Below are 24,178 nucleotides of genomic sequence, written 5' to 3'. Positions count from 1 at the left end.
CTGGAAATCATGAATTCAAGAATCATCATATACGTATTATTAGCCACCGGAATGTTCACTGCCTGTGAAAGCTTTCTGGAAGAAGATAACAAGTCCGGCCTTACAGCCGATGCCTACTATGCTACGGAGGAAGGAATCGAAGCCCTGGTAAACGCCTGCTATACTCCCATGCGTTTCTGGTACGGGAAAGAAAACGGAATAGCCCTGACCGAAACGGGGACCGATATTTTTACCCGGGGAAACGGTATGGAAAACCCTCCCGTAGCCTTATACAATTCCGATCTTTCGGGAGCCAATGAACCTATAGAATTTTACTGGACCCGGTTTTATTCGGCACTGAATACCTGTAATGCGGCTGTAGAACGCATAGCGGATTCACCGCTTGAAGAAAGCCTGAAGCCGGTCAGGGAAGCAGAGGCGAGATTTCTTCGCGCCTTCTATCTGTGGCATATCGCAGAGACCTGGGGCAATGTGCATTTGTTTACCGAAGAGGTAAAAAACATCCAGGAAACCGCTACCCGTACGCCGGTAGACGAATTTTACAACCAGATATTCGACGACCTGGAATTTGCCGTTGAGCACCTTCCGCCTTCATCCGACGATTACGGAAGGGCTACAAAAGCGGCAGCCGAAGCCTTCCTGGCAAGAATGTATCTCACCAGGGGAGAGGATCAGCTCGCTTCCGAACACGCCAGGAATGTCATAGACGATTACGGGTTTTCACTGGTAGACGATTATGCCGACCTGTGGGACATGGACAATGTAAGAAACCCGGAGATCGTATGGCTGGTAAACTTTACGGCCGACCTGGTACTCAACCTGGAACTGGAACATCCGGATGAAGATATACTCCTGAGGGACGGGGGAAATAATGCTCACCTGTTTTTCCTGATGACCTACGATCAGCTACCCGGCATGACCAGGGATATAGAGAACGGCCGGCCCTTTGCGAGGTTTATGCCTACTGCGCATCTGCTGGACCTTTTTGACGAAACCGTCGATTCCCGTTTTGATGCGACCTTTCAGAGTGTCTGGTATTGCAATAACCTGAGCAATGCCCCCGCAGGCATGCAGCTCGGCGATACCGCCGTATATGCTACCAAATATGTGATCCCGCAGGCGGAAAAGGATAGTAAACGCTATACGGTGATAGACCGCAGCCGGACCTATGGTGAAAACGATGCCCCGCAGGTAAGGGATCGTTATGTGTCACTGAAAAAGTTTCTCGACCCTTCACGTCAGACCATATCGCAGCAACAGGGGAAAAGGGATGCTTTTGTGATCCGGCTCGCGGAAATGTACCTCATTGTGGCCGAAGCCGAAATGAACCTGGGAAATACGGGAGATGCTGTCACATATTTCAACGAGGTGAGAAGAAGGGCTGCCCTTCCCGGACACGAAGGAGATATGGAAATTTCGGAGAGCGACCTCGATATAGACATGATACTTGACGAAAGAGCAAGGGAATTTGCAGGAGAGCAATTGCGATGGTTCGATCTTAAACGTACCGGCAAACTCATCGAAAGGGTACAGCAGTGGAATCCGGATGCCTCGGCTAATATACAGCCCTATCACGCGGTGAGGCCCATACCGCAGTCCCAGCTCGATGCGGTGACCAATAAAAGCGAGTTTACACAAAATGAAGGTTATAACAGATAACCGGATATAGGAAGGATAAGTTTCCGAAATTTACTTTATTATAAAACCGTAACCATGACATTTACACATCTGAAAGCGATAATACTGCTTCTGGCACTTTCTCTGATATCCTGCGGGCAAAGGAATAAAAAAGACAGCGGGGGAGAAGCGGTCCCTCAAAAAACAGAAAAACAGCAACTGGTGCCCGAAGATCTCAAATGGTCGGAACGTATGGCGCTTTCTGAAATTCACCGTTTTCCGGAGGCCTGGCAGCTCGACTTTCACCGCAAACCGAAATGGAGTTATACCCAGGGTGTGGTACTCAAGGGTATTGCAGCCCTTTATGACAAGACCGGGAAAGAAGTGTATTTCGATTATATCAAAGAGTTCGGAGACACTATGGTAAACCCGAAGGGGGAGATCCTGACCTATGATATGGCAAAATACAATATCGATATGGTCAATACCGGAAAAATACTTTTTTACCTCTACGACAAGACGGGCGAAGAGAAATACCTGGTAGCCATCCGCACCTTGCGGGAACAGCTGGACGCGCATCCCCGCACTTCAAAAGGCGGGTTCTGGCACAAGAAGATCTATCCGTGGCAGATGTGGCTCGACGGATTGTATATGGGGCAGCCGTTCTATGCGGAGTATACCGGGAGGTTTTCTGAAGGGGATGAGGCCGGAAAGGCATGGAATGATATCGCCCTGCAGTTCAGCGAAATCCAGAAACACTCGCTGGACGAGGAAACGGGACTGCTGTATCACGGCTGGGACGAAAGCCGGGAGCAACAATGGGCCGATCGGAAGACCGGGACTTCACCGCATTTCTGGTCGAGGGCCCTCGGGTGGTATGCCATGGCCCTGGTAGATGTACTGGATTATTTTCCCGAAGACCATCCTTCCCGGAAGGATATGGTGGGCTACCTTAACCGGCTGGCTGCAGCCCTTGCGGAATACCAGGACAAGGAATCCGGTTTGTGGTACCAGGTAACGGATATGGGAGGTAAAGAAGACAATTACCTGGAAGCTTCCGGTTCCTGTATGTTTATCTATTCGCTGGCCAAGGGTGTGCGAAAGGGATACCTGCCGGAATCGTATTCGGAGGTTGCCCGGAAAGGATATCAGGGAGTGCTGGACAGGCTTATAGAAGTGGAGGATAACGGCGTGGTAAACCTTACACAGGTATGCGCCGTGGCCGGGTTGGGAGGAAATCCCTACCGCGACGGCACCTATGAATATTATGTAAACGAGAAGATTCGTTCCAACGACCCGAAGGGTACAGGGCCATTTATTATGGCCAGCCTGGAGCTGGACAGATAACACGATGAGTTTGTCGGGGCCGGGCCTTTGTGTTCCGGGACCGATAATATCCTGAGATCAGATCCATGAAAAATAAATATTCCGATGCATAAAATCACCATCACCATCGCCTTGTTTTCCGTATTCCTGTTCCGGTCTGCACTGTTTGCCCAGGAATTTGTATCTGCGGCCTGGGTATCCGACCAGGGAGACGGAACCTATAAAAATCCTATTTTACATGCCGACTATTCCGATCCGGACATCTGTAGGGTAGGCGATGATTTTTACATGACGGCATCCAGTTTTAATGCCATTCCCGGATTGCCCATATTGCATTCGAAGGACCTGGTCAATTGGAAGCTGATAGGTTACGCGCTGGACCGCCAGCCACCTTTCGAGCACTTCAGTAAGCCACAGCACGGTAACGGGGTATGGGCGCCGGCCATTAGACATCATAACGGAGAATTTTACATCTACTATGGCGACCCGGATTTTGGCATTTATATGATAAAATCAGAAGATCCGGCCGGACCGTGGGAAGAGCCCGTACTGGTGGAAGAGGGGAAAGGCCTTATCGATGCCTGCCCGCTTTGGGATGACGACGGAAAAGCATACCTGGTGCATGCTTACGCGGGAAGCCGGGCCGGGATAAAAAGTGTTGTTGTCGTAAAACCCATGAATGCCGAGGGGACAAAAGTTACCGGGGCAGGTAAACTGGTTTTTGACGGTCACGATGCTCATCCTACCGTAGAAGGAACCAAATTTTACAAGAGGAACGGCTATTACTACATATTTGCCCCGGCCGGGGGCGTTTCTACCGGGTGGCAACTGGCCATGAGGGCAAAACATCCGTATGGGCCTTATGAAGAAAGAATAGTAATGGACCAGGGAAAAACCGATATCAATGGCCCACACCAGGGCGGATGGGTAGAACTCGACAATGGCGAAAACTGGTTTGTACATTTTCAGGACAAGGAAGCATATGGACGTATTGTACACCTGCAGCCGATGGAATGGAAAAATGACTGGCCGGTAATAGGTGAAGATCGTGACGGGGACGGAAAAGGTCAGCCTGTTTTAAGGCATAAAAAACCGGATGTGGGAAGGTTATATCCCATAGAAACCCCCCAGGATTCCGATGAGTTTGACGGAAATGACATTAGCCTGCAATGGCAATGGCACGCAAATCCCAGGGCAACATGGGCTTTTGCCAACCCTGCCGATGGAAAACTGCGTTTATTCACCGATAAATTGCCGGATGACAGCAAAAACCTTTGGGATGCGCCGAACCTGTTTCTGCAAAAATTTCCGGCGGAAGAATTTAAAGTCACTACCGCACTGGAATTTCATCCTAATCCCAAACTGGATAATGAAAAAGCAGGACTCATCGTCATGGGGATGAGCTATGCCTACATTTCGCTGGAAAGTAAAGACGGTGAAATACATATCAGCCAGGTGATCTGCGAAGATGCGGAACACGGTAAACCGGAAAGAATTGCAGAGACAGTGGAACTGAAAGGAAATAAAGTTCAGTTCCGGGTAGAAGTGACCAAAGGAGGGAAATGTACCTTCGGCTATAGTACCAATGGAAGGAAGTTTAAGTCTTTGGGAAAGACTTTCACGGCGGTTCCCGGAAAATGGATAGGAACCAAAGTGGGACTTTTTGCCATAAGAGATACGAAGATCAATGATTCCGGTTTTGCGGATATCGACTGGTTTCGTATAGAGCAATGAACAGTAATATTAATCGAATATGCCTACATTGGTGAAAAAATATCCGGCCTGGCTTAAAAAAGAGAGTATCAGCATATTTTCGTTCCTGTGCCTGTTTTTGGCAATGGCCCGGGAAACCGGAGAGAAACAGGAGAAAACAGTGACTATATTTACCATAGGCGATTCTACCATGGCCGATAAACCCACGGAAGGGGGAAATCCGGAGCGGGGCTGGTGCCAGCTGCTACCCGAATTTGTCCGAGGTACGGTAAGAGTAGAGAACCATGCCGTGAACGGCAGGAGTTCCAGAAGTTTTATTGCAGAAGGGCGGTGGAAAGTGGTGTTATCACAGCTTAGTGAAGGAGATTATGTCTTTATACAGTTCGGGCATAACGACCAGAAGGTAAAAGACAGTTCGAGATATACCAATCCGTATACAGGCTATAGGCAAAACCTGGAAAGGTATGTGAAGGAAACCCGGAAAAAGGGAGCCATCCCCATTCTCTTTACTTCTGTAGTACGACGGAATTTTAATTCATACGGCACCCTGGTTGATACTCACGGAGATTATCCCCTTGTAGTTCGCATGGTCGCCGAAGCCATGAAGGTTCCCCTGGTCGACCTGCAAAGGCTGACGGAAAACCTGGAAATGGCCTACGGACCGGAACGGTCTAAGAAGTTGCACCTGTGGTATGCCCCGGGGGAGATCCCGTTTTACCAGGAGGGAAAGGAGGATAACACACATTATTCCGTCAAGGGGGCAAGAGAAGTTGCCGGTTTGGCGGTAAAGGAATTGAAAAAAACGGTTTCCGGGATTGGTTCTTATCTGAAATAGGGAACGGGAAGGGATGTTTCCGGTTGGAAAAGAAAAGGGTAAGCAGGCCGGAAGGTTGTAGTCCGGCCTGTCCTGAAATCATTCTTATTCCTGTTTTTTTACGATTTTCCGGACCATGTTGTTCCCCAGGTCGGCGACGTAAATGATATCGCCGGCAAAGGTGACATCGGATGGGTTGTAAAACTGTGCCGCATTTCCCGTACCGTTTAAGAAGCCCGAAGAAGTCCCGGCTACGGTGGTGACCTTACCTTCTGATATCAGCCTTATCTTGTGATTGGACAGGTCGGCCACTACAATGTCACCGTCTGTATTGATGTCTACTCCGTAAGGGTTGTTGAATTCCGCATCAGGCGATTCCCCGTCGGTAGCCCCGGTACTTCCGCTGCCTGCGACGGTGGATACCTGTCCTTCGGTATTGATCTTGCGTATGCGGTGGTTGAACCGGTCTGCGACAAAAACATTGCCTTCGGCATCGGTGCATACACCGGACGGATTGGCAAACAGGGCTTCGGAGCCATTCCCGTCCTTAAATCCGGAAACCGATCCGGCTATGGTGGTCACCTGCCCGTCGGGGGTCAGTTTCCGGATACGGTGATTGAGGTTATCGGCAATATACAGGTTCCGGTCGTTGTCGACTGCGATGTCGAGAGGCTGGTTGAACTGTGCCTCCAGTGCGGCCCCGTCTTTAAACCCTCTGCTGCTGTTACCCGCAATGGTACTGACGATACCGTTGATATCGATTTTCCGGATCACGTGATTATCCCTCTCGGCAATATATATGTTCCCTTCGGAATCCACACAGGATTTCCAGGGGTAATTGAGCAGTGCCTGGTTTGCCGGACCGTTCTGGTATCCCTTGGTGCCATTTCCTGCAATGGTACCGACCAGGCCGTCGGGAGTAAGCCTCCGGATGGCATTGTTGGTACGGTCGGTAACCACGACACTGCCGTCGGGGGCCATCGTCACTCCTTCCGGCCCCCTGAAACGTCCCGTTCCGGGAGGGCCGTCGATCAGGCCGTATTCCAGGTTTCCGGCCAGCGTGGAAACGATATATATGTCCTGGGGAACAGCATAACTGAAAAACGGAAAATCCCCGGATACCGGGGCGCCGCCGGTTTCAACCTTTACTTCCTGTTTGCCTTCCCCTTCCGGGACCACCACTTCGAGCCGGTTTTCGGAGGCTTCCAGTACCGTGGCCGGCATGTTGCCGATAGTGACCTTGTTGCCCGTACGTGAAGTGCTGAAGTTTTTCCCGTATATCACGATGACATCGTTGGGAGAGCCCTGTACCGGGGCTACCGACATGACCACGGGCAACATATCCCGGGTTGGGGTATCGTCGTCATTATTACAGGCTGTCAGGGCCAGGAACAGGACGAATATATAAATAATTGTGTTTTTCATTGTGTTTGTTTTTGAGGTCCGGAGTCCGGGGTCCGAAGCCGGAAGTACATGTACTTCCGGCTCCGGACTGCCGGCTTCTGACCATTTTGTCGTTTCATTGTATGTTATACCGGATTATTCAGATACGGTAATGGCCCATCCGTTACCTACCGGGCGCGGGGCCCCGTCGGAAGGCCGGTTTCTTATATGGAATACTTCTGCCAGGGAGTGTAGCGTGACAAAGGTGGTAGAGCCTCCGCCATCGAGATTGGCTGCATCCCTGCAACCGAGGCCTTCCAGTACATCGGCCACCTCGGCGAGTGTCATGCCGTTGGAATAGTCGAACTGTCTCCCGTCAACTGCAATGAAATAGAGTACATGGTCTGCGGTAAGCCCCACTGCAGTGCGCGGGTGCACGTCTTCATTGCTTATGGGAGCGCGGGTATCATCTTTGATCAGGAGGTCGCCGCCGCCGAGGGCGTCCTGTAACTCGTCGCTGAAAGCCGGGTAATCGTCGGTATGTTCGATAATGATCTCCCCGTCTTTGGTCATTCCCAGGAACGACCTTCCTGCGAGGGGTGTGGTCCGTATGGCCTCACCGCCGAGATGAACAATACCCCTGGGTTCTCCCGTAGTCATGTTAAAAAAATCGGCATTGACCGCCGCTACAGGTTTCTGCCCGGCGATGTCGACATATTCCAGCATGTCCGGGACGGTTTGCATGGCATAGCCCGTACTTCCGTAGGGAGTTATGGGAGCCAGGTGTACATCGTCACGGCCGAGGTCGGCTTTCAGTATGAACAGGCGCATGGTGAGCCCTTTGGAAGACAGGTAGTGAATGTCCGTTTCCTCGACTCCCGGGGCTACGGTAAACGTGGTATCTGAAAACACGCGGTCAATGAGTTCCGTATTTTCGGCCAGAGTTTGGGTAAGGGGTGTGTATTCCCGGACAACAAGACCGGAAGTATCGTCGTCGTTCTGGCAGCTCGCCGTGGTAAATACCAGGAAGAGAACGAGGAAGAGGGAAGTGTGATATTTTATATATGTTTTCATCGGTATAAGGTTTAAAATACGGTGATATTTATATCTGAATGTGTTTCCCGGGCGTTAATACCCCGGATTTTGTGTGAGTTTTTCGTTCAGCAGCAATTCCGTTTCGGGAATGGGCAGCAGGGTTTCCCGCGCCGCGATACCGATGGTTTCCTGTGCTTTCCCGGTACGTACGAGGTCGTACCACCGGAAACCTTCGGCAAAGAGTTCACGCCGGCGTTCTTCGAGTATAAGATCGAGGTATTCGCTTTCTGAAGCGGCTTCCACGGGCCCGAGCCCCCTGAATTCCCGGAGTTCGTTGAGCCGTTGCAATCCTTCCGTTCCCCTGGCCTCGGCACTGATCAGGTAGAGTTCCCCGAGCCGGCTTACAATTACCGGATCGGTACCCGTTTGTCCGCTGTTGTATTTGTTGACAACATCGAGCCCGTCGTAGGTGTCTATGGAAATACTCTTTCTCAGGTCGTTATCGCCGTACATTTCCATAGCCCCGGGATTGGGCTTGTACACATACGATCCGCTTTGCGGATGGGCATAGGTATAGAACAGGGTGGAAATGGTGACGGAGGATTCTTCTGTGAGGTTTTCGAAAGCAAAAATGACCTCCGTATTATCCTGCCTGCGGAATATTTTGTCGAAATTATCTAGGGAGAATAAGGGAGAGGTAATCAGTTGCTCGGCAAGGGCGGCAGCTTCTTCCTTTTGTCCTGTGGCCAGCTTTACCCTGGCCATCAGGGCCGTGGCAGCTTCGGAAGAAACATAGTAAAAATCACCGGCGTTGCCTTGTCCGAAAGAGGGTGCCCGGGCGATGGCAATCTCCAGGTCTTCCTCGATAAACTCCCAGACTTCTTCCGGGCTGTTCCTGGGAACGGTTTCGAGGGTGTTTTCTTTCAGGACGGGCACCCCTCCGTACCTGGTGACCAGGTTGTAGTACAGGTAGGCCCTGAAATAATGTGCCGTACCCTTCACTTCCCGCAGGCGGTCATCCGGCGCCAGGGCATCCAGGCTCCCGATCAGGGTGTTTACCTGGTAGAGGGCCTCGTAATAACCGATCCATATGTTTTTGATAAAGGCGTGTTCCGGTCGTAATATGTTGCTTATAAAGGCATTGGTGCCCCCGCCGTTGGTGGCACTTGCACTGTTGAGGTCCCCCCCGAGGAGGTCGGAGAGAATATACGATTCCCTTCCGGGGTCATTTTGTACCGAATTGTATACCCCCATCAAAAAGGGTTCTACATCGGCTTCGCTCAGATCCGCATCGGCAGAGACCGCAGATCTGGGATACAGGTCCAGTTCGCTGCTGCAGGAAAACAGCATGCCCAGGACCGCAACGAGATATATTGTCGAAAGTAATTTCATCTGTTTTTGTTTTTCATATCAATAGGTTTAACATAAAGTGTTGGTGTCGGCGGTGTTCGGGGTTATAGTCTGTTAGTTCGTAGTTGTTAGTTCTTAGTTTGGTTTGGCTAACAATAGTTTCGGTTAAAAGGTCGCATTGATCCCGAAACTGATGGTTCGCGGCTGTGGCAGGTTCATGTTGTCATCGGCCAGGAATCTCGCGTCATAGTCTTTGGATACTTCAGGATCTATTCCCGAATACCTGGTCCAGAGATAGAGGTTGTCTCCCTGCAGGTACATTCTCAGCCTGGAGACCCCTATTTTATCCAGTAAGGATGCCGGTAGATTGTATCCGAGGGTCAGGGTCCTGAGGCGTATAAAGGAGCCATCTTCCAGAAAGCGGCTGGAATTTTCGAGATTGTGGCCATAACCGTGTATGGCTCTCGGCACTTTGTTGCTGCTTCCCGGGCCTGTCCATCGTTCCAGGGCTACCTCTTTCCTGAACCCCTGGTTTCCCAGTCCTATCCGGTCTGTTGTTTTTCTCCAGGTAGCATATATTTCACTGCCATAGGAATAGGTAAAGAATACGCTCAGGTCAAATCCTTTATACCTGAACATATTAGACCATCCGCCGAAATAGGCGGGATTTGAGGTACCCACGATCTGCCGGTCGTCCACATTGATCAGTCCGTCACCATTGAGGTCTTCGTAGTGTACATCACCGGCGCGCACCCCCTCCTGGTATTGCGGCTCCGGAACTTCTTCGTCAGACTGGAATATGCCCAGCATTTTATACAGGTAGAAACTTCCCACTTCTTCACCGACCTGCAGGGTACGGTTACCACCGATAAGCAGCGCTTCGTCCCCGAGGAGGGAAGTCAGCTTGTTTTTGATAAAGGAAATATTAAAATCACTGGTCCACTGTACGGGGCCGAGATCCTGGTTCAGGTGTACGGCAAACTCAACCCCCTTGTTCTGCATGGAGCCGATATTACTTGTAATGCTGGAGAATCCGCTGGTGGCATGGATGGGCCTGCTGTACAGCAGGTTTTTGGTGTTTTTCACAAAATAATCGGCAGTGAGGTTCAGTTTGCCGTTAAAGAGGGAAAGGTCGCTGCCTATATTAAACTGCTCCGCGGTTTCCCAGGTGAGGTCGGGATTGCCGAAAGTAGTAATGGCGATCCCGCTGTTGTTGGAATAATTGGCTCCCCCGCTCATCAGGGCCTGAAAGGCATAGCTCCCGATCCCGTCCTGGTTACCGGTGGCCCCGAAGCTGGCCCTGAGTTTCAGGTCGGAAGCTTCTGATTTCCAGAAAGGCTCTTCTGAAATATTCCACCCTGCGGAGACCGAAGGAAAGGCCCCGTAACGTTTTTCGGGAGAGAATTTGGAAGAACCGTCTGCCCGTATGGACATCGACAGGAGGTATTTGTCTGCCCAGGCCAGGTTCAGGCGGCTGTAATAGGATTCCAGGGCGCTTTCACCATATCCCGTAGAGGCATCGGCAATTTCGCTGGCCACGGAAATAACATCGAAGGAAGGGGAGGGGAACCCTCTCCCGTCGATATAGGATGTACTGGTTGTTACCTTTTGGAACGAGTGCCCTGCCAGGGCATTTATTTTCAGGTTCCCGAGCGTCTTGTCGAAATAAAGCGTGTTCTCTACGAGCATGTTCTTTATGGTCCTTCTGCGGTCCAGTATTCTCCCCTGCCCGGCGCCGTACGGGTGATTTTCGGTATAGTACAGGAAATCTTCGGTATGGATGATATCGGCCCCGGCGGAACTCTTGAGGTGAAGATCGGGACTGAAGGTGAAATCGGCATAAAAGTTTCCGAGATACCTGTAATTGTCGAGTTGTGTATCCTGCTCGTTGAGGATCTGGAGGTTGTTGTGGTATTTGAGTTCTTCGGTGCCCCCCCGGTAATAATCGCCGTTGGGCTTATACGGCCGGTCGAAAGGACGTTGTCCTACGCTCCTGAGCATGATGGCCGAACCGAAATCGCCATTGGGTATCCTGTTGTTACGTGTAAAACTCGCCGTGGTATTTGCCCCGATTTCGAGCCACTTCAGGGGATTATGGCTTACATTGACCTTTGCGGTATATTTCCGGAACTTATTGGTCTTGATCACCCCTTCCTGGTTGAGGTACCCTCCAGACAGGTACAGCCTGGTCTTTTCGCTCCCGCTCGAAAAGGAGATATTGGCGTCTGTAACGTAGGCCTGCCTGGTAACCAGATCGAGCCAGTCGGTATCCGGCAGTCCGGGATAGGGGTTTTCATAGTACCGCACAAAATTACTGTCTCCCGGCGCGTACCCGTTTTGCTGGTTGTAATTGTTTACCGCCTCGTTGAGCACGTCGAGGTAAAGGTCTGACCCTGCCATGCCGAGTTTATCCAGGTTGGGGAGGTATTGTACTCCCGAGCGCAGGTTGACATCGAGCCTTGACTGTCCTTCTTTCCCTGATTTGGTGGTGATGATCACTACCCCGTTGGTAGCCCTGGAACCGTATATGGCTGCGGAAGCCGCGTCTTTCAGTACCTCGACGGATTCTATATCGTTGGGATTGAGTTCTGCCAGGGGGTTCATGCCCTCTCCCAGGTCGTACATGGCGGCATTGTGTTTTATGAGGGGTATCCCGTCTATGACGTACAGGGGTTCGTTCTGCCCGCTCAGCGAACCGATTCCGCGGATACTGACCCTCATGTTGCTCCCCGGGGTACCTCCGCCGGAACCGACCAGTACTCCGGGCATTCGCCCCTGCATGATCTGGTCCGGGCCCAGTACCGGCCTGGCATTCTCCTGTGTGGGCTTAAAGGATGAGATGGCGCTGGAAACCTCCCGTCGTTGCTGCCGGCCATAGCCCACCACAACGACCTCGTCCAGCAATTCGTTGTCGGGCTGCATGGTAACGGTGACCGAAGTGCGCCCCCTTACCCCGATTTCTGCCTGTACATAGCCCATATACGAAACCAGGAGTATGCTTTCCGGGCCTGCCACGTCAATGGTGAAGTTCCCGTCAAAATCTGTGGATGTTCCTTTTGAGGTTCCTTTTTCTACCACGGAGGCCCCGGGAAGCGGCTGCCCGTTCTCATCGGTTACGGTACCTTTCACCACGTGAAAAAAGGAATGATTGGTACCGTAAAGATCTCCGGCGCCTATGGAGATATACCGGTTTATTCTCTTATACCTGAGCCCGGTTTTTTCCGATACTATCCGGAGCAGTTCCAGGAGAGTAAGCCGGTTTTCCCCGATATGGAGTTTTTGACTGATGTTCTTTGTTTTCCTGTCGTAGATAAAACGGAAATCGGTTTGTGCTTCCACATCTTCGAGTATCTCCGTGACCAGGCCTTCCTGCCGGGAGAGGTTTACGGTGATATCTGAGAGACTCTGACCTTTGCTGTCTGCTGCCAGGAGAGGGTTGAACAGCGAAAAAAGGATCAGGTAGCAAAATATATGGAATGTCACGCTGAGGAATTGTTTAACAGTTAACGAATTCATATTTTTACAGAATGTTTAATGGTTATTGTATGCTGCAATGCTATTAGGCTCCGGTGGCCCGCTCTGCTCGCCAAAGTGATGCGGGCTGCCTTTTTACCCGATAACCGGGATTTAACTCCGAGGTTTGCCCCCGGGGTTCCTGATTAAATGAGGCCTGGCATTTGTTCCGGGTTTTCCCGATACATGCTTCGGGATAGCCCCATGAGGTGCTTTTTACTGCGCTTTATGTCATAGGCATATGTTTTTTCAGGGTTAGTGACTGCATTGTCCTTTCAGGTGTATTTTCTTTTCGGTTATAAATTCGTATTGCATGTCTTTTTTGGTAAAGGCGATACTTTCGAGCACTACTTCCAGTCCGGCATTTTCGAAGGTGGCACTGATATGGCATTGTTCCAGGGCCTTATCCAGTGAGATACTTACCCCATACCACCGTTCCAGCACCGGGACTACCTCTTGCAGGGGGGTATCATCAAACTGTAATATACCGCGGGTCCAGCCGGTTATTTCACTTGTGCTTACGGTCCTGGTCCGGACATTCCCGGTCGTTTTGTCGTATACTGCCTGCTGGTCGGGAGTGAGGAAGTGAGGGGTGGCCGGTTTGTCCGCCGTGTCGTTGCTTACCCTTACTTTTCCGGTGGCGACGGTTACTTCAACTGATTTTCTTTCGGGATAGGCCTGTATGTTAAACGAGGTGCCCAATACGGTTGTGCGCAGTCCCTGCGCCAAAATTATAAACGGTCTCTCCGGATCGGGAGTCACCTCAAAAAAAGCCTCTCCGGTGAGTTCTACCCGGCGTACCGGGCCGCTAAACTTTTCCGGAAAACTAAGGGTACTTCCGGCATTGAGCTTTATAACGGAACCGTCTTCCAGGGTTACCGTATATTTTTCCCCAAAAGGCGAGGAAACGGTATGAAGGGCAAGCTGTTGAGAGGGCAGGTGGTTGCGGTACTGCCATATCCCTGTACCCAGGCCTACCAGCAGGAGAAAGGATGCTGCGACGATTACCGCCCGGTATCTGATCCTGTTTCTTTTTGATCGTTGTTCCTTTGCCCGGATATCCCTTTTGATATTCAGGAACATCTCCTTTTTGACGGCTATGGCTGTATCCTGCCTTTCGGAAAGTGAATATACATTCCTGCTGTCATAGCTGTCAAACAGCTTGTCGAGCAGTTCCTTTTCCTCATTACTGCATTGGCCGTTGAGATATTTGTCCAGGAGCTGATGTAGTTCTTTCTCGTTCATTCATGCGTATTTCTATGGTATAGATGCACGAAAAGGGAAAGACCCTAATGAAAAAGTGAAAAAAATGTAATAATGAGAACAGAGGATTTGGCGAGTAGCTGTCTTAACCTTTTCAGGGACAGGCTGATGTGGTATTCTACCGTTTTTGTCGAGATCTGCAGTTCATCGGCAATTTCCCTGTGGGTCATGGCGTGGTCACGGCTCATCCGGAAAATGGCAAGGCTTTTTGGAGGGATGGATTGTAAACTGTGGGAAAGGATGTTGCGGGTATCGTTGAAGTTGATGTTTTCCTCCACGTCGTTTCTGGGAAGCAGGGTCGCTACCCTGTCCAGCAGTTTCCGGTGGATCCTGTTTTTTCTCAGGTGCTCGAAGCACCTGAGTTTAACGGCCTGGTAGAGATAGGCATTGAGGTTGGAAATATGTAATTCGTTCCTTTTTAGCCAGACATTGATAAATACGTCCTGTACGGTATCCTTTGCCATATCCTCGTCGTCGAGTATACCCGAAGATATGTGCCACAGTTTTTCCCAATAACGGTTGTAGAGCTCCTGAAAAGCAAGCTCGTTATTGTTCTTTATGAGGCGAAGTAGTTTTTGGTCTGAAACTTCCATAGTGATACCGGCAATAGTATAAAATTTAAAGGAGTTCTTTATTAATTAATCTTTAACAAACCATCGTTAGTTTGTAAACGATGAAATGATTTGGAGTCGGAAGCCCGAAGTCCTGTCATTCAGAACGAAGCGCAGCGAAGTCCCTGCCCCGGCTCCTGGTCGGGGGAAGAATCTCCAACCCGGCCTAAGGGAACTTCAACAGCACAACGAAAAACCCGGAGATTCCTCCGCTACGGTCGGAATGACAATGCTGTCATTCAGAACGAAGTGAAGAATCTATACTCCCGCCCTAAGTAACTTCAAGAGCATAAGTGAGGCAACGGAGATTCCTCCGCTACGGTCGGAATGACAATTATAACCGGTTCAGAGTTATGATGATTCAAACCTGCAACCCATAATATCGCTTCGTAATATACGAATAGTGTATTGAATTATATGTTTTTTTGTTAAAATTATGTGTTTTGCTTACTCTGCTTAAGGAGGGTTCACTAAGTGACATAAAAAAAGCCCCGCACAGCGGGGCCTGAATAATTTTTTGGTTTTAATCAGCCTTCAAAACCTCCCATCTCATCCGGGCCGCCGTTCTGACGGTCAAAATCCCTTTCCCTTTTCTTGGGCTGATTGAAACGGTAGGTGAACGACAGGGTGATCTGGCGTTCCCTCCACTGGAATTCGCTCTCCCTGTAAAAGGAATCGGTAAAGGTTTCCATTCTGCGTTTCCGGGAGTTGAAAAGGTCGTTGACATTCAGGGCAATAGTACCGTTGTCCTTCATGACATCCTTGCTGAAGGCCAGGTTGGTGGAAAACTCTCCCTTGTTCTCGTTCTGGGCATTTTTAGAAGGCCCGCGGTACATCACTATGGTCTGAAAGTCTATTTCTGCCGGCAGGTTTATCTTGGAGTTAAACCTGGAAAACCAGCTGGTATTGTCGGCGTCGAAGCTCTGTTCGTTGTAATCACCTCTCAGCGTGGACCTGAACAGGTTGAAATCGGTATTGAGCCTCCACCAGCGGAAAGGGGAGTACATCAGGGCCAGTTCAAACCCGAAACGGCTGTCGGTAGCCAGGTTTACAGGCATTCTTCTGATGATCTGGTCACCTTCATTGGTTTCTTCTCCCGTCGGTTCGGAAATAAATTCCATCACATCCGTGCCGTATTGGTAGTATACGGAAGTATTGAAGGTAAAATTCTCCCATTGTCTCAGGTACCCGAGGTCGAATACATCGGAATAGCTGGGGTTGAGGTCGGGATTTCCCTGGAAAAAGTTGGTTTTACTCTCCCGCGACGGAAAAGGATTGAGAAAGCGGGACCACGGCCGGCGGATACGGCGGTTATACCCCAGGGTTATGGTTTCGTTTTCCCTGAGTTCATAGCCGAGATTTACCGTAGGGAACAATTTGCTGTAGTTCTTTTTGGCATCGAGGTCGAAGCCTTCCACACCTATGGAGATATCGGTGATCTCTGTCCGCAACCCGAGCAGAACGGACAGTTTTTCAAAAAACTTGGTACCGTACTGGGCGTAGAAAGCGTGAACATCTTCGGTGTAGTTCATCAGGTTGGTCAGGTCGGTATTGATGTAGAAGTTGCCGTCTTCATCCTGGTTTTCCACCGTATAATCGTTGGAAAGGTCGGTCATGGTACCCCGGTATCCGGCTTCAAACTGGCTGTTTTCGTCAATGGGAAGTACATAATCGGCCTGAAGCAGGATGTCTTTCTGTCCTTCCAGGGTGCTGAGCTTTTCAAAAACAGGGTACTGAATGTCGGGGTAGGTAGTTTCTTCCCTGATCAGCGAACGTTCGTCCTCGTCGTCCTTACTGTATTGCATGTCTACCTTCAGCTCATGGCCGTCCTCGTTGAATTTGTGGATGTAATTGAGATTAAATTCGAGTGTTTTGTCATCTTCATCTTCCCCGGTATGGCGAAAGACCTGGCTGGTCAGGGTTCTGCCGGCATCGAACTTGTCGGTGTAGTTTTTGGTAATATTGTCGCCGTTCTGATCCCTGTAGAATACGGATCCTATGATGGAGTTTTTGTCGTCTATCTCATATTCGATACCGAAATTGGTATTGAACGAATTTCCCCTCCGGTTGCGGTCCCTGGTCTCTTCCAGGAACTTGTTGTCAACGTCAGCGTGGTATTCGGTCTTGTCTAAAGAGTTGCCGGGGGAGTCGCGGTACTGATATCCCGTGGTGGTGAAAAAGTTGAATTTCCCGGTTTTGTAATTTACATTGGCAGAAACCCCGTGGTTGTCGGGAATCCCCGTATTGACCACTACGGAGCCGTTAAATCCTTCCAGTCTTCCCTTTTTCAGTACGATATTGAGGATCCCTCCCGTACCCTGGGCGTCATAACGGGCCGAGGGGCTCGTTATGACCTCCACTTTTTCTATGGCGTCGGAGGGAAGCTGCCGGAGTACGTCGGTAGAACTCTGCCCTACCATGCTGGAAGGCCGGCCGTTGATCAGGATACGGACGTCGTCATTACCGCGAAGGCTCACATTGCCTTCTACATCAACCATTACCGAAGGTACATTATCGAGCACGTCGGAAACCGAGCCCCCTCTTGCGGTAAGGTCCTGCCCCACGTTGTATATTTTCTTGTCCATCCGCAGTTCCACGGTAGTGCGCTGGCCTACGACCTCTACTTCGTCGAGCTGTGCCACATCGACATTAAGGGGGATAGTACCCAGGTCTCTTGACCTGGTGATGTCCTGATTGTTAAGGGTGTATGATTTATAAGAGATGAATTCCACGCTGATGTCGTATTTTCCGGGGCGTACGGAAACACTGAATTTCCCCTCCGTATCGGTCATGCCACCGGTGACCACCTCGGGATTGTCCAGGCTTTTTACCACAACGGTCGCATATTCGAGCGGGGTATTGAATTCCTGGTCTATAACGGTTCCTGTCAGGGTAACCGATCGCTGGGCAAACAGGGAATACTGAATAAGAAAAATGCTTAAGATTAACAGGTTTTTTTTCATCTCGTTTTTTTGGGTGAGTTATTAAGTTTTTTGAGTTAGATCGTAAATGTAGCCTATGGTTTAAGGGGACATGGTTAAATGTTTGTTAAATGTACACGTTAACACTTTTAAGGAAGTGCCCTGCCGGAAAAAACGAATGCCGCACCCGGAATTCCGGGTGCGGCATTCGCATCTTTTTTCAAATTTCGGATCAGCCCAGGAAGGGATACCTGTAATCTTCCGGAGACACAAAGGTTTCCTTGATAAGGCGGGGAGATATCCATCGCATCAGGTTGAGCGGGGACCCTGCCTTGTCATTGGTTCCCGAGGCCCTGGCACCACCGAAAGGCTGTTGCCCTACCACGGCGCCTGTGGGCTTGTCGTTGATGTAGAAGTTCCCGGCACTGTTCTCCAGTGCTTTTGTGGCTTCTTCAACGGCATACCGGTCATTGGAGAACACTGCCCCGGTAAGTCCGTATTCCGAAGTGCCGTCTACCAGTTTAAGGGCTTCCGCCCACTGGTCGTCTTCGTATACATAAACGGTAACCACCGGGCCGAACAATTCCGTGGTCATGGTTTTGTATTTCGGGTCTGTGGTAAGGATAACCGTGGGTTCTATAAAATATCCTTTAGACTTGTCGTAATTTCCGCCGGCCACGATCTCCGCTTCCGGGTCTGCCTTGGCCTGGTCGATGTAACTGGCCAGCTTGTCGAAGGAATTCTCATGGATAACGGCCGTAATAAAATTGTTCATGTCTTCCGGCGATCCCATCTTGAAGGAAGCGAGGTCCTCTTTTACGAAACCGAGGACCTCCCCGGCCAGTGATTTCGGCAGGTATACCCTGGAGGCCGCGCTGCATTTCTGTCCCTGGAATTCGAAAGCCCCCCTTGAAATGGCCGTAGCCACCTGTTTGGGATTGGAACTGGGATGTGCGATAATAAAATCTTTTCCCCCGGTTTCCCCCACGATCCTGGGATAGGTTTTATAGGTATTGATATTGGCCCCTATTTTGGCCCAGATACTTTTAAATACGTTGGTAGACCCGGTAAAGTGTATTCCGGCAAAATCCGGACTGGCCAGTACGGTATCGGTGATCATAACCGGGTCGCCGTACACCACGTTGATCACCCCGTCGGGTACTCCGGCTTCCCTGAATACGTCTACGATAACCTTGGCCGAGAATACCTGGCTGTCGCTGGGTTTCCACACCACGGTGTTCCCCATAAGGGCGGCACTGGAAGGCAGGTTGCCCGCAATGGCCGTAAAGTTGAAAGGCGTGATGGCATATACGAAGCCTTCGAGCGGGCGGTATTCCACACGGTTCCATATTCCTTCCGACGATTCGGGCTGGTCGTTGTAGATCTGTGTCATGTATTCCACGTTGAACCGCAGGAAATCCACGATCTCACATGCCGAATCGATCTCCGCCTGGTGAATGTTCTTCGACTGGCCGATCATGGTAGAGGCATTCATCCTGGCCCGGTAAGGCCCCGCGATAAGGTCGGCGGCACGCAGGAATACGGCGGCACGTTGCTCCCAGGAAAGTGCGGCCCATTTTTTACGGGCTTCAAGGGCGTCGGAAATGGCTTTTTCCACATGGGATTTCTCGGCGAGGTGATACTGCCCTACCACGTGCTGATGGTCGTGCGGGGGAGTGATGGACCGGGTATTTCCGGTACGTATCTCCTCGCTTCCTATATACAGGGGTATATCGGCCGAACCATTAAAGTATTCCTTGTACTGTTTTAAAACTTCCTCTCTTTCCGGACTGCCCGGGGCGTATGACTTTACAGGCTCATTGACCGCCACGGGAACGTGAAAAAAACCTTTTCCCATTCTCAGATTAAATTTTAGTGATTAGTGTATTTTTTTCCGATCCTGTAAAATACAGGTAATGACAACGATAATATAACAAAGTTGTAGTCAAAGGTAAGAAATACAAAAAGTTTATAACCGATAAACCGGGAAGAATTTTGAGGTGATTTTTACGGTATTCGACACGTATGTTTCCTATTGTAACAGTTTATCATCTGAATGTCTGCCATAATACCGTAATGGACAAAGTAAAACCGGAAGCCCGTTACCAAAAGGATGTTGGCGGACTTCCGGCTTATATTGTAAAGGATATATGTCCCGGTCTATTGGTGATCCGGATTATAGGATTTCAGTTCCCGGACCACTGCTTGGTAATCACTGACGTCTACCTTGGATTCTGCAATAAAATCGGAAGGGGCTACCACAACCCTGAAAAGCTGGTCGTGCGTATACCCGGTATCCAGTGTTCCGAGGTCAGCGATGTTTCCGTCAAGGAATATTCTGACCTCCTCGAAGGTATGATCGTAATTGTACTCCAGAATATCCCCGTTAGTGAAATACACACTTTGCGGCAAGAGTTTCCAGACATTAATGTCGCCTTCCGGGTCTTCATAAAATTCTGACGAGTGATATACCAAAACGGCATCTGATTCATATACTTCTATGCCTTCTTCTCCGAAGGGTAGAGTGTAGCTGAAATTATTCTGCTCATTAAGGTCTATAAAGAAATCATAGGTAAGACCTATAAATGCATCCTGACCATTCTCCCCGGGAGGTCCCTGGTCGCCTTCACAGGATATGAATACAAGGGGTAATGCCAATAATACTGCAAGAATTCTTTTCATCGCTTTTGTTTTTAATTGTTGATAAAGGTAATAATTTTCTCAATAACCCCGGGATCACCGAGGATTTTGCGGTGACCGAGTCCGCTGGTAATGGTCAGTCTGCCGTCCGGCAGGTGTGCTGCAATATTCCGCGCGGCACTCACGGGTACGTCCAGGTCGTCTTCATCGTGTATGACCAGCGTAGGGATGTCTACTTCAGGAGCAGCAATACTGGCCGACAACTGATTGATATCGAAACCTATCCGCCGGTCGAAATCCTTTTTGATGTGAATGCCTATGTCATCCCTGAGTTGCAGCATCCGTACAAAATCTACCGCGATATCCTCTACCATGTCCCCCGCGCCTATGGTGACGAGCTTTTCGAGCTGCATTCCTTTTTTAACCGCATTGAGCAGGGTCATCCCCCCGAGGGAGTGCCCTATGGCAGCCTTAAAGGGGCCATACTCCTTTTCCAGCATCATTGCGGCATCGATAAACTCAGACATATCGGAGGTTTTTCCGGGGGCCTTGCCATGAGCGGGAGCATCAAAACTCACCGTGGCGTACCCGGCTTCCAGCAGGGCATCGGCAATTTTTACCAGTTGGGTGCCCCTCCCGCTCCATCCGTGTACCAGCAAAACCCTGTGCACACTCTCGCCGTATTCATACACTACAATTTCCTTGCCAATTCCGGAAACGGTGTGTTTATGCTGCCTGCTCCGCTCGTCCATATGCTGCTCCCTTCCGGGTAGCGGATAACGGAACGGACTGATAAAAAGCCGGGCAGCATACCGGGTAGCCAGCGCCGGGGAAAGCGACTGCAGGACCTTCCCGGTAAGCCGGATGCTTTTCGGTATTTCTATGGTCTGCCGGTATCCCGTGGCTTTTTTATTTTTTTTCACGCGAATGAATTTGGTTTAAACTGTTTGTTAATAATTATGTTGGGTTACAGGTTGCAGGTCGGTGGCTTCGATTCGAACTTCGTGCTTCCACCCTGCAAGTTAACCCAATGTTTTTAAGTGGCAATACGGGATTGCCGGGTTTTAACAGCTTTGAAACGGGGTGACCTCTCTTCTAACGTTTTTTATCGGGATGTATTTCATGCAGGGTTTTTCCCTTGTCTCCGTTATAGGAAGGCTGTTTTGCGCTGCCCACGATTTGGGACGAATAGATGCCGGAGTGCCCGGAAAAGAGATAGGCCGTGATACAGGCCAGGGCGATATAGATTCCGCTTTCCATACCGAATAGCTCCATACCCATTACGGTACAGGCCAGGGGGGTATTGGTGGCCCCGGAAAATACGGCGACAAAACCCATTCCGGCAAGTAATGCCGCGGGCAGGGGAATAAACAGGGCAAGGGCATTGCCCAGGGTGGCCCCTATAAAGAAGAGAGGGGTTACTTCACCTCCCTTAAAACCGGCCCCGAGGGTAAAGGTGGTAAAGAGCAGCTTGAGGATGAAATCGTAGGGGAGCACGGGGGAGTCGAAAGCTTCGGAGATCACGGGCAGTCCGAGCCCGAGGTAACGGGTATTGTCCGTGGCGAATACGACCAGGGCGATTACGGCACCTCCCAGTACCGGCCTGAAAGGGGGGTATTTTATGACGGAACGGAAAAAGTTCCCGAAAAAGTGCACGGCCCGGGAAAAGAGCAGTGCGGTAAGCCCGAAGCACAGCCCTGCCAGCAATGCCCAGAAGAGGAGCGACGGGGCCATGCCGGGTACGAGGTCTACGGTGTAATGCGAATGTCCTATGGGCCACCACCGGCAGGTATAGTCTGCGATAATGGCCGTGATAAATGCCGGGACCAGGGCCTCGTATCTCATTTTTCCGATAACCAGTACTTCCAGGGCAAAGACCGCCCCGGCCAGCGGGGTGCCGAATACGGAAGCAAAACCCGCACTGATACCCGATACCAGGAGTATCCGGCGGTCTGAAGGGGAAAGCCGGAATATTTTGGTGAACTGGTCGGCGATGGCCCCGCCCATCTGTACGGCAGTGCCCTCCCTTCCCGCAGATCCGCCGAAAAGGTGGGTAGCTACGGTGCCGAAAAGGACCAGGGGAGCCATTTTGAGCGGAATGATCTGTCGGGGGCGGTGGAATTCTTCAAGGAGCTGGTTGTTGCCTTTTACGACATCCTGCCCCCAATAGTGATAGGTAAGCCCGATAACCAGTCCGCCCAGGGGCAGCAGCGCGATGATCCAGCTGTGAGCAGTGCGATAGTCGGTAACCCATTGCAGGGAGGCCAGGAGCAGGGCCGAAGCAGAACCTGCGAGAATACCTATGGGCATGGCCAGCAGCACCCATTTTCCTAAAAACAGGAGCGAGGAGATCTTTACCGTTTTCCGAAATTCTGAGGAGAGGTCTTTACGTGTCATATTAAAACCGGGTTAATCATATATCAGGCCGGCCCCGCTGTGGCGGGAGGCTTGATACAGGCGCCATCATCCTTTGTATAAAGGCGGTTTCCGGCAGACACCATTGCCACTAATGTGATAACAAGGAGCAAAATTAGTAAAAAACTACGGGTAAAAAACAATACAGACAGGAGTTTTTACTTCCAGTTCCGATTCGGGGGTGAGTTTTCCGGTATCGGGATCAATGCCCATCTGAACGATATTATCCGAATTCTGATTGGCTACATACAGTTGCCTGCCCGTAGGGTAGAGGGCAAAGTTTCTCGGGAAATCACCGCCGGTACTCTGGTATTGTACCGGGCTCAGCTGTCCGTTTTCAGCCCTGATTGTAAATACGGCAATGCTGTTGTGCCCCCGGTTGGAGGCATAGAGGAACCTGCCGTTGGGGTGTATGTGGATATCGGCTGCAGCACTTTCCCCCTCAAAATCATCGGGCAAAGAGGAAATGGTCTGGATGTGCTGTAGTTTTCCTTGTCCGGCCTCATAGTTATATACATCTACCGTATTTTGAAGCTCGTTAATAGCATAAGCGTATTTTCCATTGGGGTGAAATACCATATGTCTCGGGCCGGCCCCCGGTGCCGTGGAGGTAAAGGCGTCTGACACGGGAACCAGTTTCCCGGCACTGCGGTCTATTTCAAAACACCAGATCTTGTCGCTTCCCAGGTCAGGAACAAAGAGAAACCTGTCGTCCGGTGAAACAATGGCCGAATGGGCATGAGAGGCTTCCTGCCTGCTTTTGTCCGGTCCGGAACCATGTAGCTGAACAGCATCGGAGGGTTGCAGTTTTCCATCACCGAGCCTTTTGTACATCTTTACCACACCTCCTACATAATTGGCCACAAAAACGTATGTACCTTCGCTGTCAAGGCTCACATAACAGGGCGCCTGGGCCCCTGTAGACCAGTGTCCTACAGGAACAGGTTTTTCCGGGTTTTCCAGGTCGTAGGCAAACAGCGCCCCGGTTTCGCCCTTTTGCGCCTTTTCACTTACGGCATAGAGATTTTTCCGGTCGGGGGATATCGCGAGATAGGAAGGATTGGTCAGGGTATCGGGGGTGTCCAGGTAGCGGAGCTGACCGGTCCCCCTTTTGCGTTCGAGCAGGGCAATCCCCGTTGCACGGCCGTCTACAAATCCTTCATTGCGCGTATATGTACCGGTAAAAACCAGGGAGGTATCCCTGGGCTTTTCCATGCTGGAGGTGTCTGTAGGGATCGTATGTTCCGGAAGAGGAGCGGACTCCTGTTTTTTGCGTTCTTTACAGGCCGTACAAAAGAGGGCCAGGGAAAAATACAGGATGAGTGTTCTGGTCATGAGTACTTTCTTTAGCTGGTTTATGATTTTACAGGAAGGCTGTAAAAACGGTATTTCAAAAATAGCTTTTTTTTGATAAAGTCGACCCGCTTTTAAAAGTGATATCCGTTTTTTTAGTGTTTTGTTAAAGGTAATTTCTTACTATTATATAAAAAAATAACTTTAATCAGTTGTTAAGTCTCTTAATCTTTAATACCTTGCAGAAGTAAATAGTTCAATATTTGATTTGGTATTTTTTTATT

General features: G+C 50.3%; 16 protein-coding genes and 1 riboswitch. Of the genes, 4 read left to right on the top strand and 12 right to left on the bottom strand.

The genetic code is table 11. The features are described from left to right. The first annotated feature begins 9 nt into the window (after positions 1-9). The 4 genes from DN748_RS02520 (at position 10) to DN748_RS02505 (ending at position 5,491) form a co-directional block, all read left to right on the top strand. On the top strand, positions 10-1,659 hold the full coding sequence (locus DN748_RS02520) for a RagB/SusD family nutrient uptake outer membrane protein (protein WP_112370192.1): 1,650 nt from the start codon (positions 10-12) through the stop codon (positions 1,657-1,659). 54 nt (positions 1,660-1,713) lie between these two features. Then, positions 1,714-2,964: a glycoside hydrolase family 88/105 protein gene (locus DN748_RS02515; protein ID WP_112370191.1), complete on the top strand. Its 1,251-nt coding sequence runs from the start codon at positions 1,714-1,716 to the stop codon at positions 2,962-2,964. 84 nt (positions 2,965-3,048) lie between these two features. Beyond that, entirely contained in the window at positions 3,049-4,677 is a 1,629-nt protein-coding gene (locus tag DN748_RS02510) for a glycoside hydrolase family 43 protein (protein WP_112370190.1), read from the top strand. A gap of 19 nt (positions 4,678-4,696) precedes the next feature. Then, positions 4,697-5,491: a rhamnogalacturonan acetylesterase gene (locus tag DN748_RS02505; RefSeq protein ID WP_236636761.1), complete on the top strand. Its 795-nt coding sequence runs from the start codon at positions 4,697-4,699 to the stop codon at positions 5,489-5,491. 84 nt (positions 5,492-5,575) lie between these two features. Here the strand turns inward: DN748_RS02505 and DN748_RS02500 are convergent, their stop codons facing one another. The 12 genes from DN748_RS02500 to DN748_RS02445 all read right to left on the bottom strand — a co-directional run bounded on the left by DN748_RS02500 (position 5,576) and on the right by DN748_RS02445 (position 23,936). Continuing rightward, the gene (locus DN748_RS02500) at positions 5,576-6,895 is read right to left on the bottom strand and encodes an IPT/TIG domain-containing protein (RefSeq protein ID WP_112370189.1); all 1,320 of its coding nucleotides are present in this window, start codon (positions 6,893-6,895) and stop codon (positions 5,576-5,578) included. Positions 6,896-7,009: 114 nt separating this feature from the next. Beyond that, positions 7,010-7,927: a phosphodiester glycosidase family protein gene (locus tag DN748_RS02495; protein WP_112370188.1), complete on the bottom strand. Its 918-nt coding sequence runs from the start codon at positions 7,925-7,927 to the stop codon at positions 7,010-7,012. Between the two features lie 54 nt (positions 7,928-7,981). After that, the gene (locus DN748_RS02490; protein WP_112370187.1) at positions 7,982-9,280 is read right to left on the bottom strand and encodes a RagB/SusD family nutrient uptake outer membrane protein; all 1,299 of its coding nucleotides are present in this window, start codon (positions 9,278-9,280) and stop codon (positions 7,982-7,984) included. A gap of 123 nt (positions 9,281-9,403) precedes the next feature. Then, entirely contained in the window at positions 9,404-12,721 is a 3,318-nt protein-coding gene (locus DN748_RS02485; RefSeq protein ID WP_201741405.1) for a SusC/RagA family TonB-linked outer membrane protein, read from the bottom strand. Between the two features lie 285 nt (positions 12,722-13,006). After that, on the bottom strand, positions 13,007-13,996 hold the full coding sequence (locus DN748_RS02480; protein ID WP_112370185.1) for a FecR family protein: 990 nt from the start codon (positions 13,994-13,996) through the stop codon (positions 13,007-13,009). A 44-nt stretch (positions 13,997-14,040) separates the two neighbouring features. Next, complete coding sequence (locus tag DN748_RS02475) at positions 14,041-14,607, bottom strand: RNA polymerase sigma-70 factor (RefSeq protein ID WP_112370184.1); 567 nt, start codon at positions 14,605-14,607, stop codon at positions 14,041-14,043. 545 nt (positions 14,608-15,152) lie between these two features. Then, on the bottom strand, positions 15,153-17,588 hold the full coding sequence (locus tag DN748_RS02470) for a TonB-dependent receptor domain-containing protein (protein WP_112370183.1): 2,436 nt from the start codon (positions 17,586-17,588) through the stop codon (positions 15,153-15,155). A 190-nt stretch (positions 17,589-17,778) separates the two neighbouring features. Beyond that, entirely contained in the window at positions 17,779-19,404 is a 1,626-nt protein-coding gene (gene pruA, locus DN748_RS02465; protein ID WP_112370182.1) for an L-glutamate gamma-semialdehyde dehydrogenase, read from the bottom strand. A gap of 302 nt (positions 19,405-19,706) precedes the next feature. Next, positions 19,707-20,228: a collagen-like protein gene (locus DN748_RS02460; protein WP_112370181.1), complete on the bottom strand. Its 522-nt coding sequence runs from the start codon at positions 20,226-20,228 to the stop codon at positions 19,707-19,709. A gap of 11 nt (positions 20,229-20,239) precedes the next feature. Then, positions 20,240-21,109, bottom strand: a complete 870-nt coding sequence (locus DN748_RS02455; RefSeq protein ID WP_112370180.1) for an alpha/beta fold hydrolase — start codon at positions 21,107-21,109, stop codon at positions 20,240-20,242. A gap of 172 nt (positions 21,110-21,281) precedes the next feature. Continuing rightward, positions 21,282-22,583: a voltage-gated chloride channel family protein gene (locus DN748_RS02450; RefSeq protein ID WP_112370179.1), complete on the bottom strand. Its 1,302-nt coding sequence runs from the start codon at positions 22,581-22,583 to the stop codon at positions 21,282-21,284. Positions 22,584-22,633: 50 nt separating this feature from the next. Continuing rightward, positions 22,634-22,700, bottom strand: a riboswitch (Fluoride riboswitch). Positions 22,701-22,727: 27 nt separating this feature from the next. Further along, positions 22,728-23,936: a lactonase family protein gene (locus tag DN748_RS02445; RefSeq protein ID WP_112370178.1), complete on the bottom strand. Its 1,209-nt coding sequence runs from the start codon at positions 23,934-23,936 to the stop codon at positions 22,728-22,730. Between the last annotated feature and the right edge of the window lie 242 nt (positions 23,937-24,178).

This window comes from Sinomicrobium soli (assembly GCF_003285545.1).
Taxonomy (GTDB): domain Bacteria; phylum Bacteroidota; class Bacteroidia; order Flavobacteriales; family Flavobacteriaceae; genus Sinomicrobium.
The sequence above is the reverse complement of the archived record's forward strand: the minus strand, read 5'-3'. Positions and strand labels throughout refer to the sequence as shown.

Coding starts and splice junctions, on each gene's coding strand:
- DN748_RS02520 (WP_112370192.1), top strand. CDS start 10: ATGAATTCAAGAATCATCATATACGTATTATTAGCCACCGGAATGTTC.
- DN748_RS02515 (WP_112370191.1), top strand. CDS start 1,714: ATGACATTTACACATCTGAAAGCGATAATACTGCTTCTGGCACTTTCT.
- DN748_RS02510 (WP_112370190.1), top strand. CDS start 3,049: ATGCATAAAATCACCATCACCATCGCCTTGTTTTCCGTATTCCTGTTC.
- DN748_RS02505 (WP_236636761.1), top strand. CDS start 4,697: ATGCCTACATTGGTGAAAAAATATCCGGCCTGGCTTAAAAAAGAGAGT.
- DN748_RS02500 (WP_112370189.1), bottom strand. CDS start 6,895: ATGAAAAACACAATTATTTATATATTCGTCCTGTTCCTGGCCCTGACA.
- DN748_RS02495 (WP_112370188.1), bottom strand. CDS start 7,927: ATGAAAACATATATAAAATATCACACTTCCCTCTTCCTCGTTCTCTTC.
- DN748_RS02490 (WP_112370187.1), bottom strand. CDS start 9,280: ATGAAATTACTTTCGACAATATATCTCGTTGCGGTCCTGGGCATGCTG.
- DN748_RS02480 (WP_112370185.1), bottom strand. CDS start 13,996: ATGAACGAGAAAGAACTACATCAGCTCCTGGACAAATATCTCAACGGC.
- DN748_RS02475 (WP_112370184.1), bottom strand. CDS start 14,607: ATGGAAGTTTCAGACCAAAAACTACTTCGCCTCATAAAGAACAATAAC.
- DN748_RS02470 (WP_112370183.1), bottom strand. CDS start 17,588: ATGAAAAAAAACCTGTTAATCTTAAGCATTTTTCTTATTCAGTATTCC.
- pruA (WP_112370182.1), bottom strand. CDS start 19,404: ATGGGAAAAGGTTTTTTTCACGTTCCCGTGGCGGTCAATGAGCCTGTA.
- DN748_RS02460 (WP_112370181.1), bottom strand. CDS start 20,228: ATGAAAAGAATTCTTGCAGTATTATTGGCATTACCCCTTGTATTCATA.
- DN748_RS02450 (WP_112370179.1), bottom strand. CDS start 22,583: ATGACACGTAAAGACCTCTCCTCAGAATTTCGGAAAACGGTAAAGATC.
- DN748_RS02445 (WP_112370178.1), bottom strand. CDS start 23,936: ATGACCAGAACACTCATCCTGTATTTTTCCCTGGCCCTCTTTTGTACG.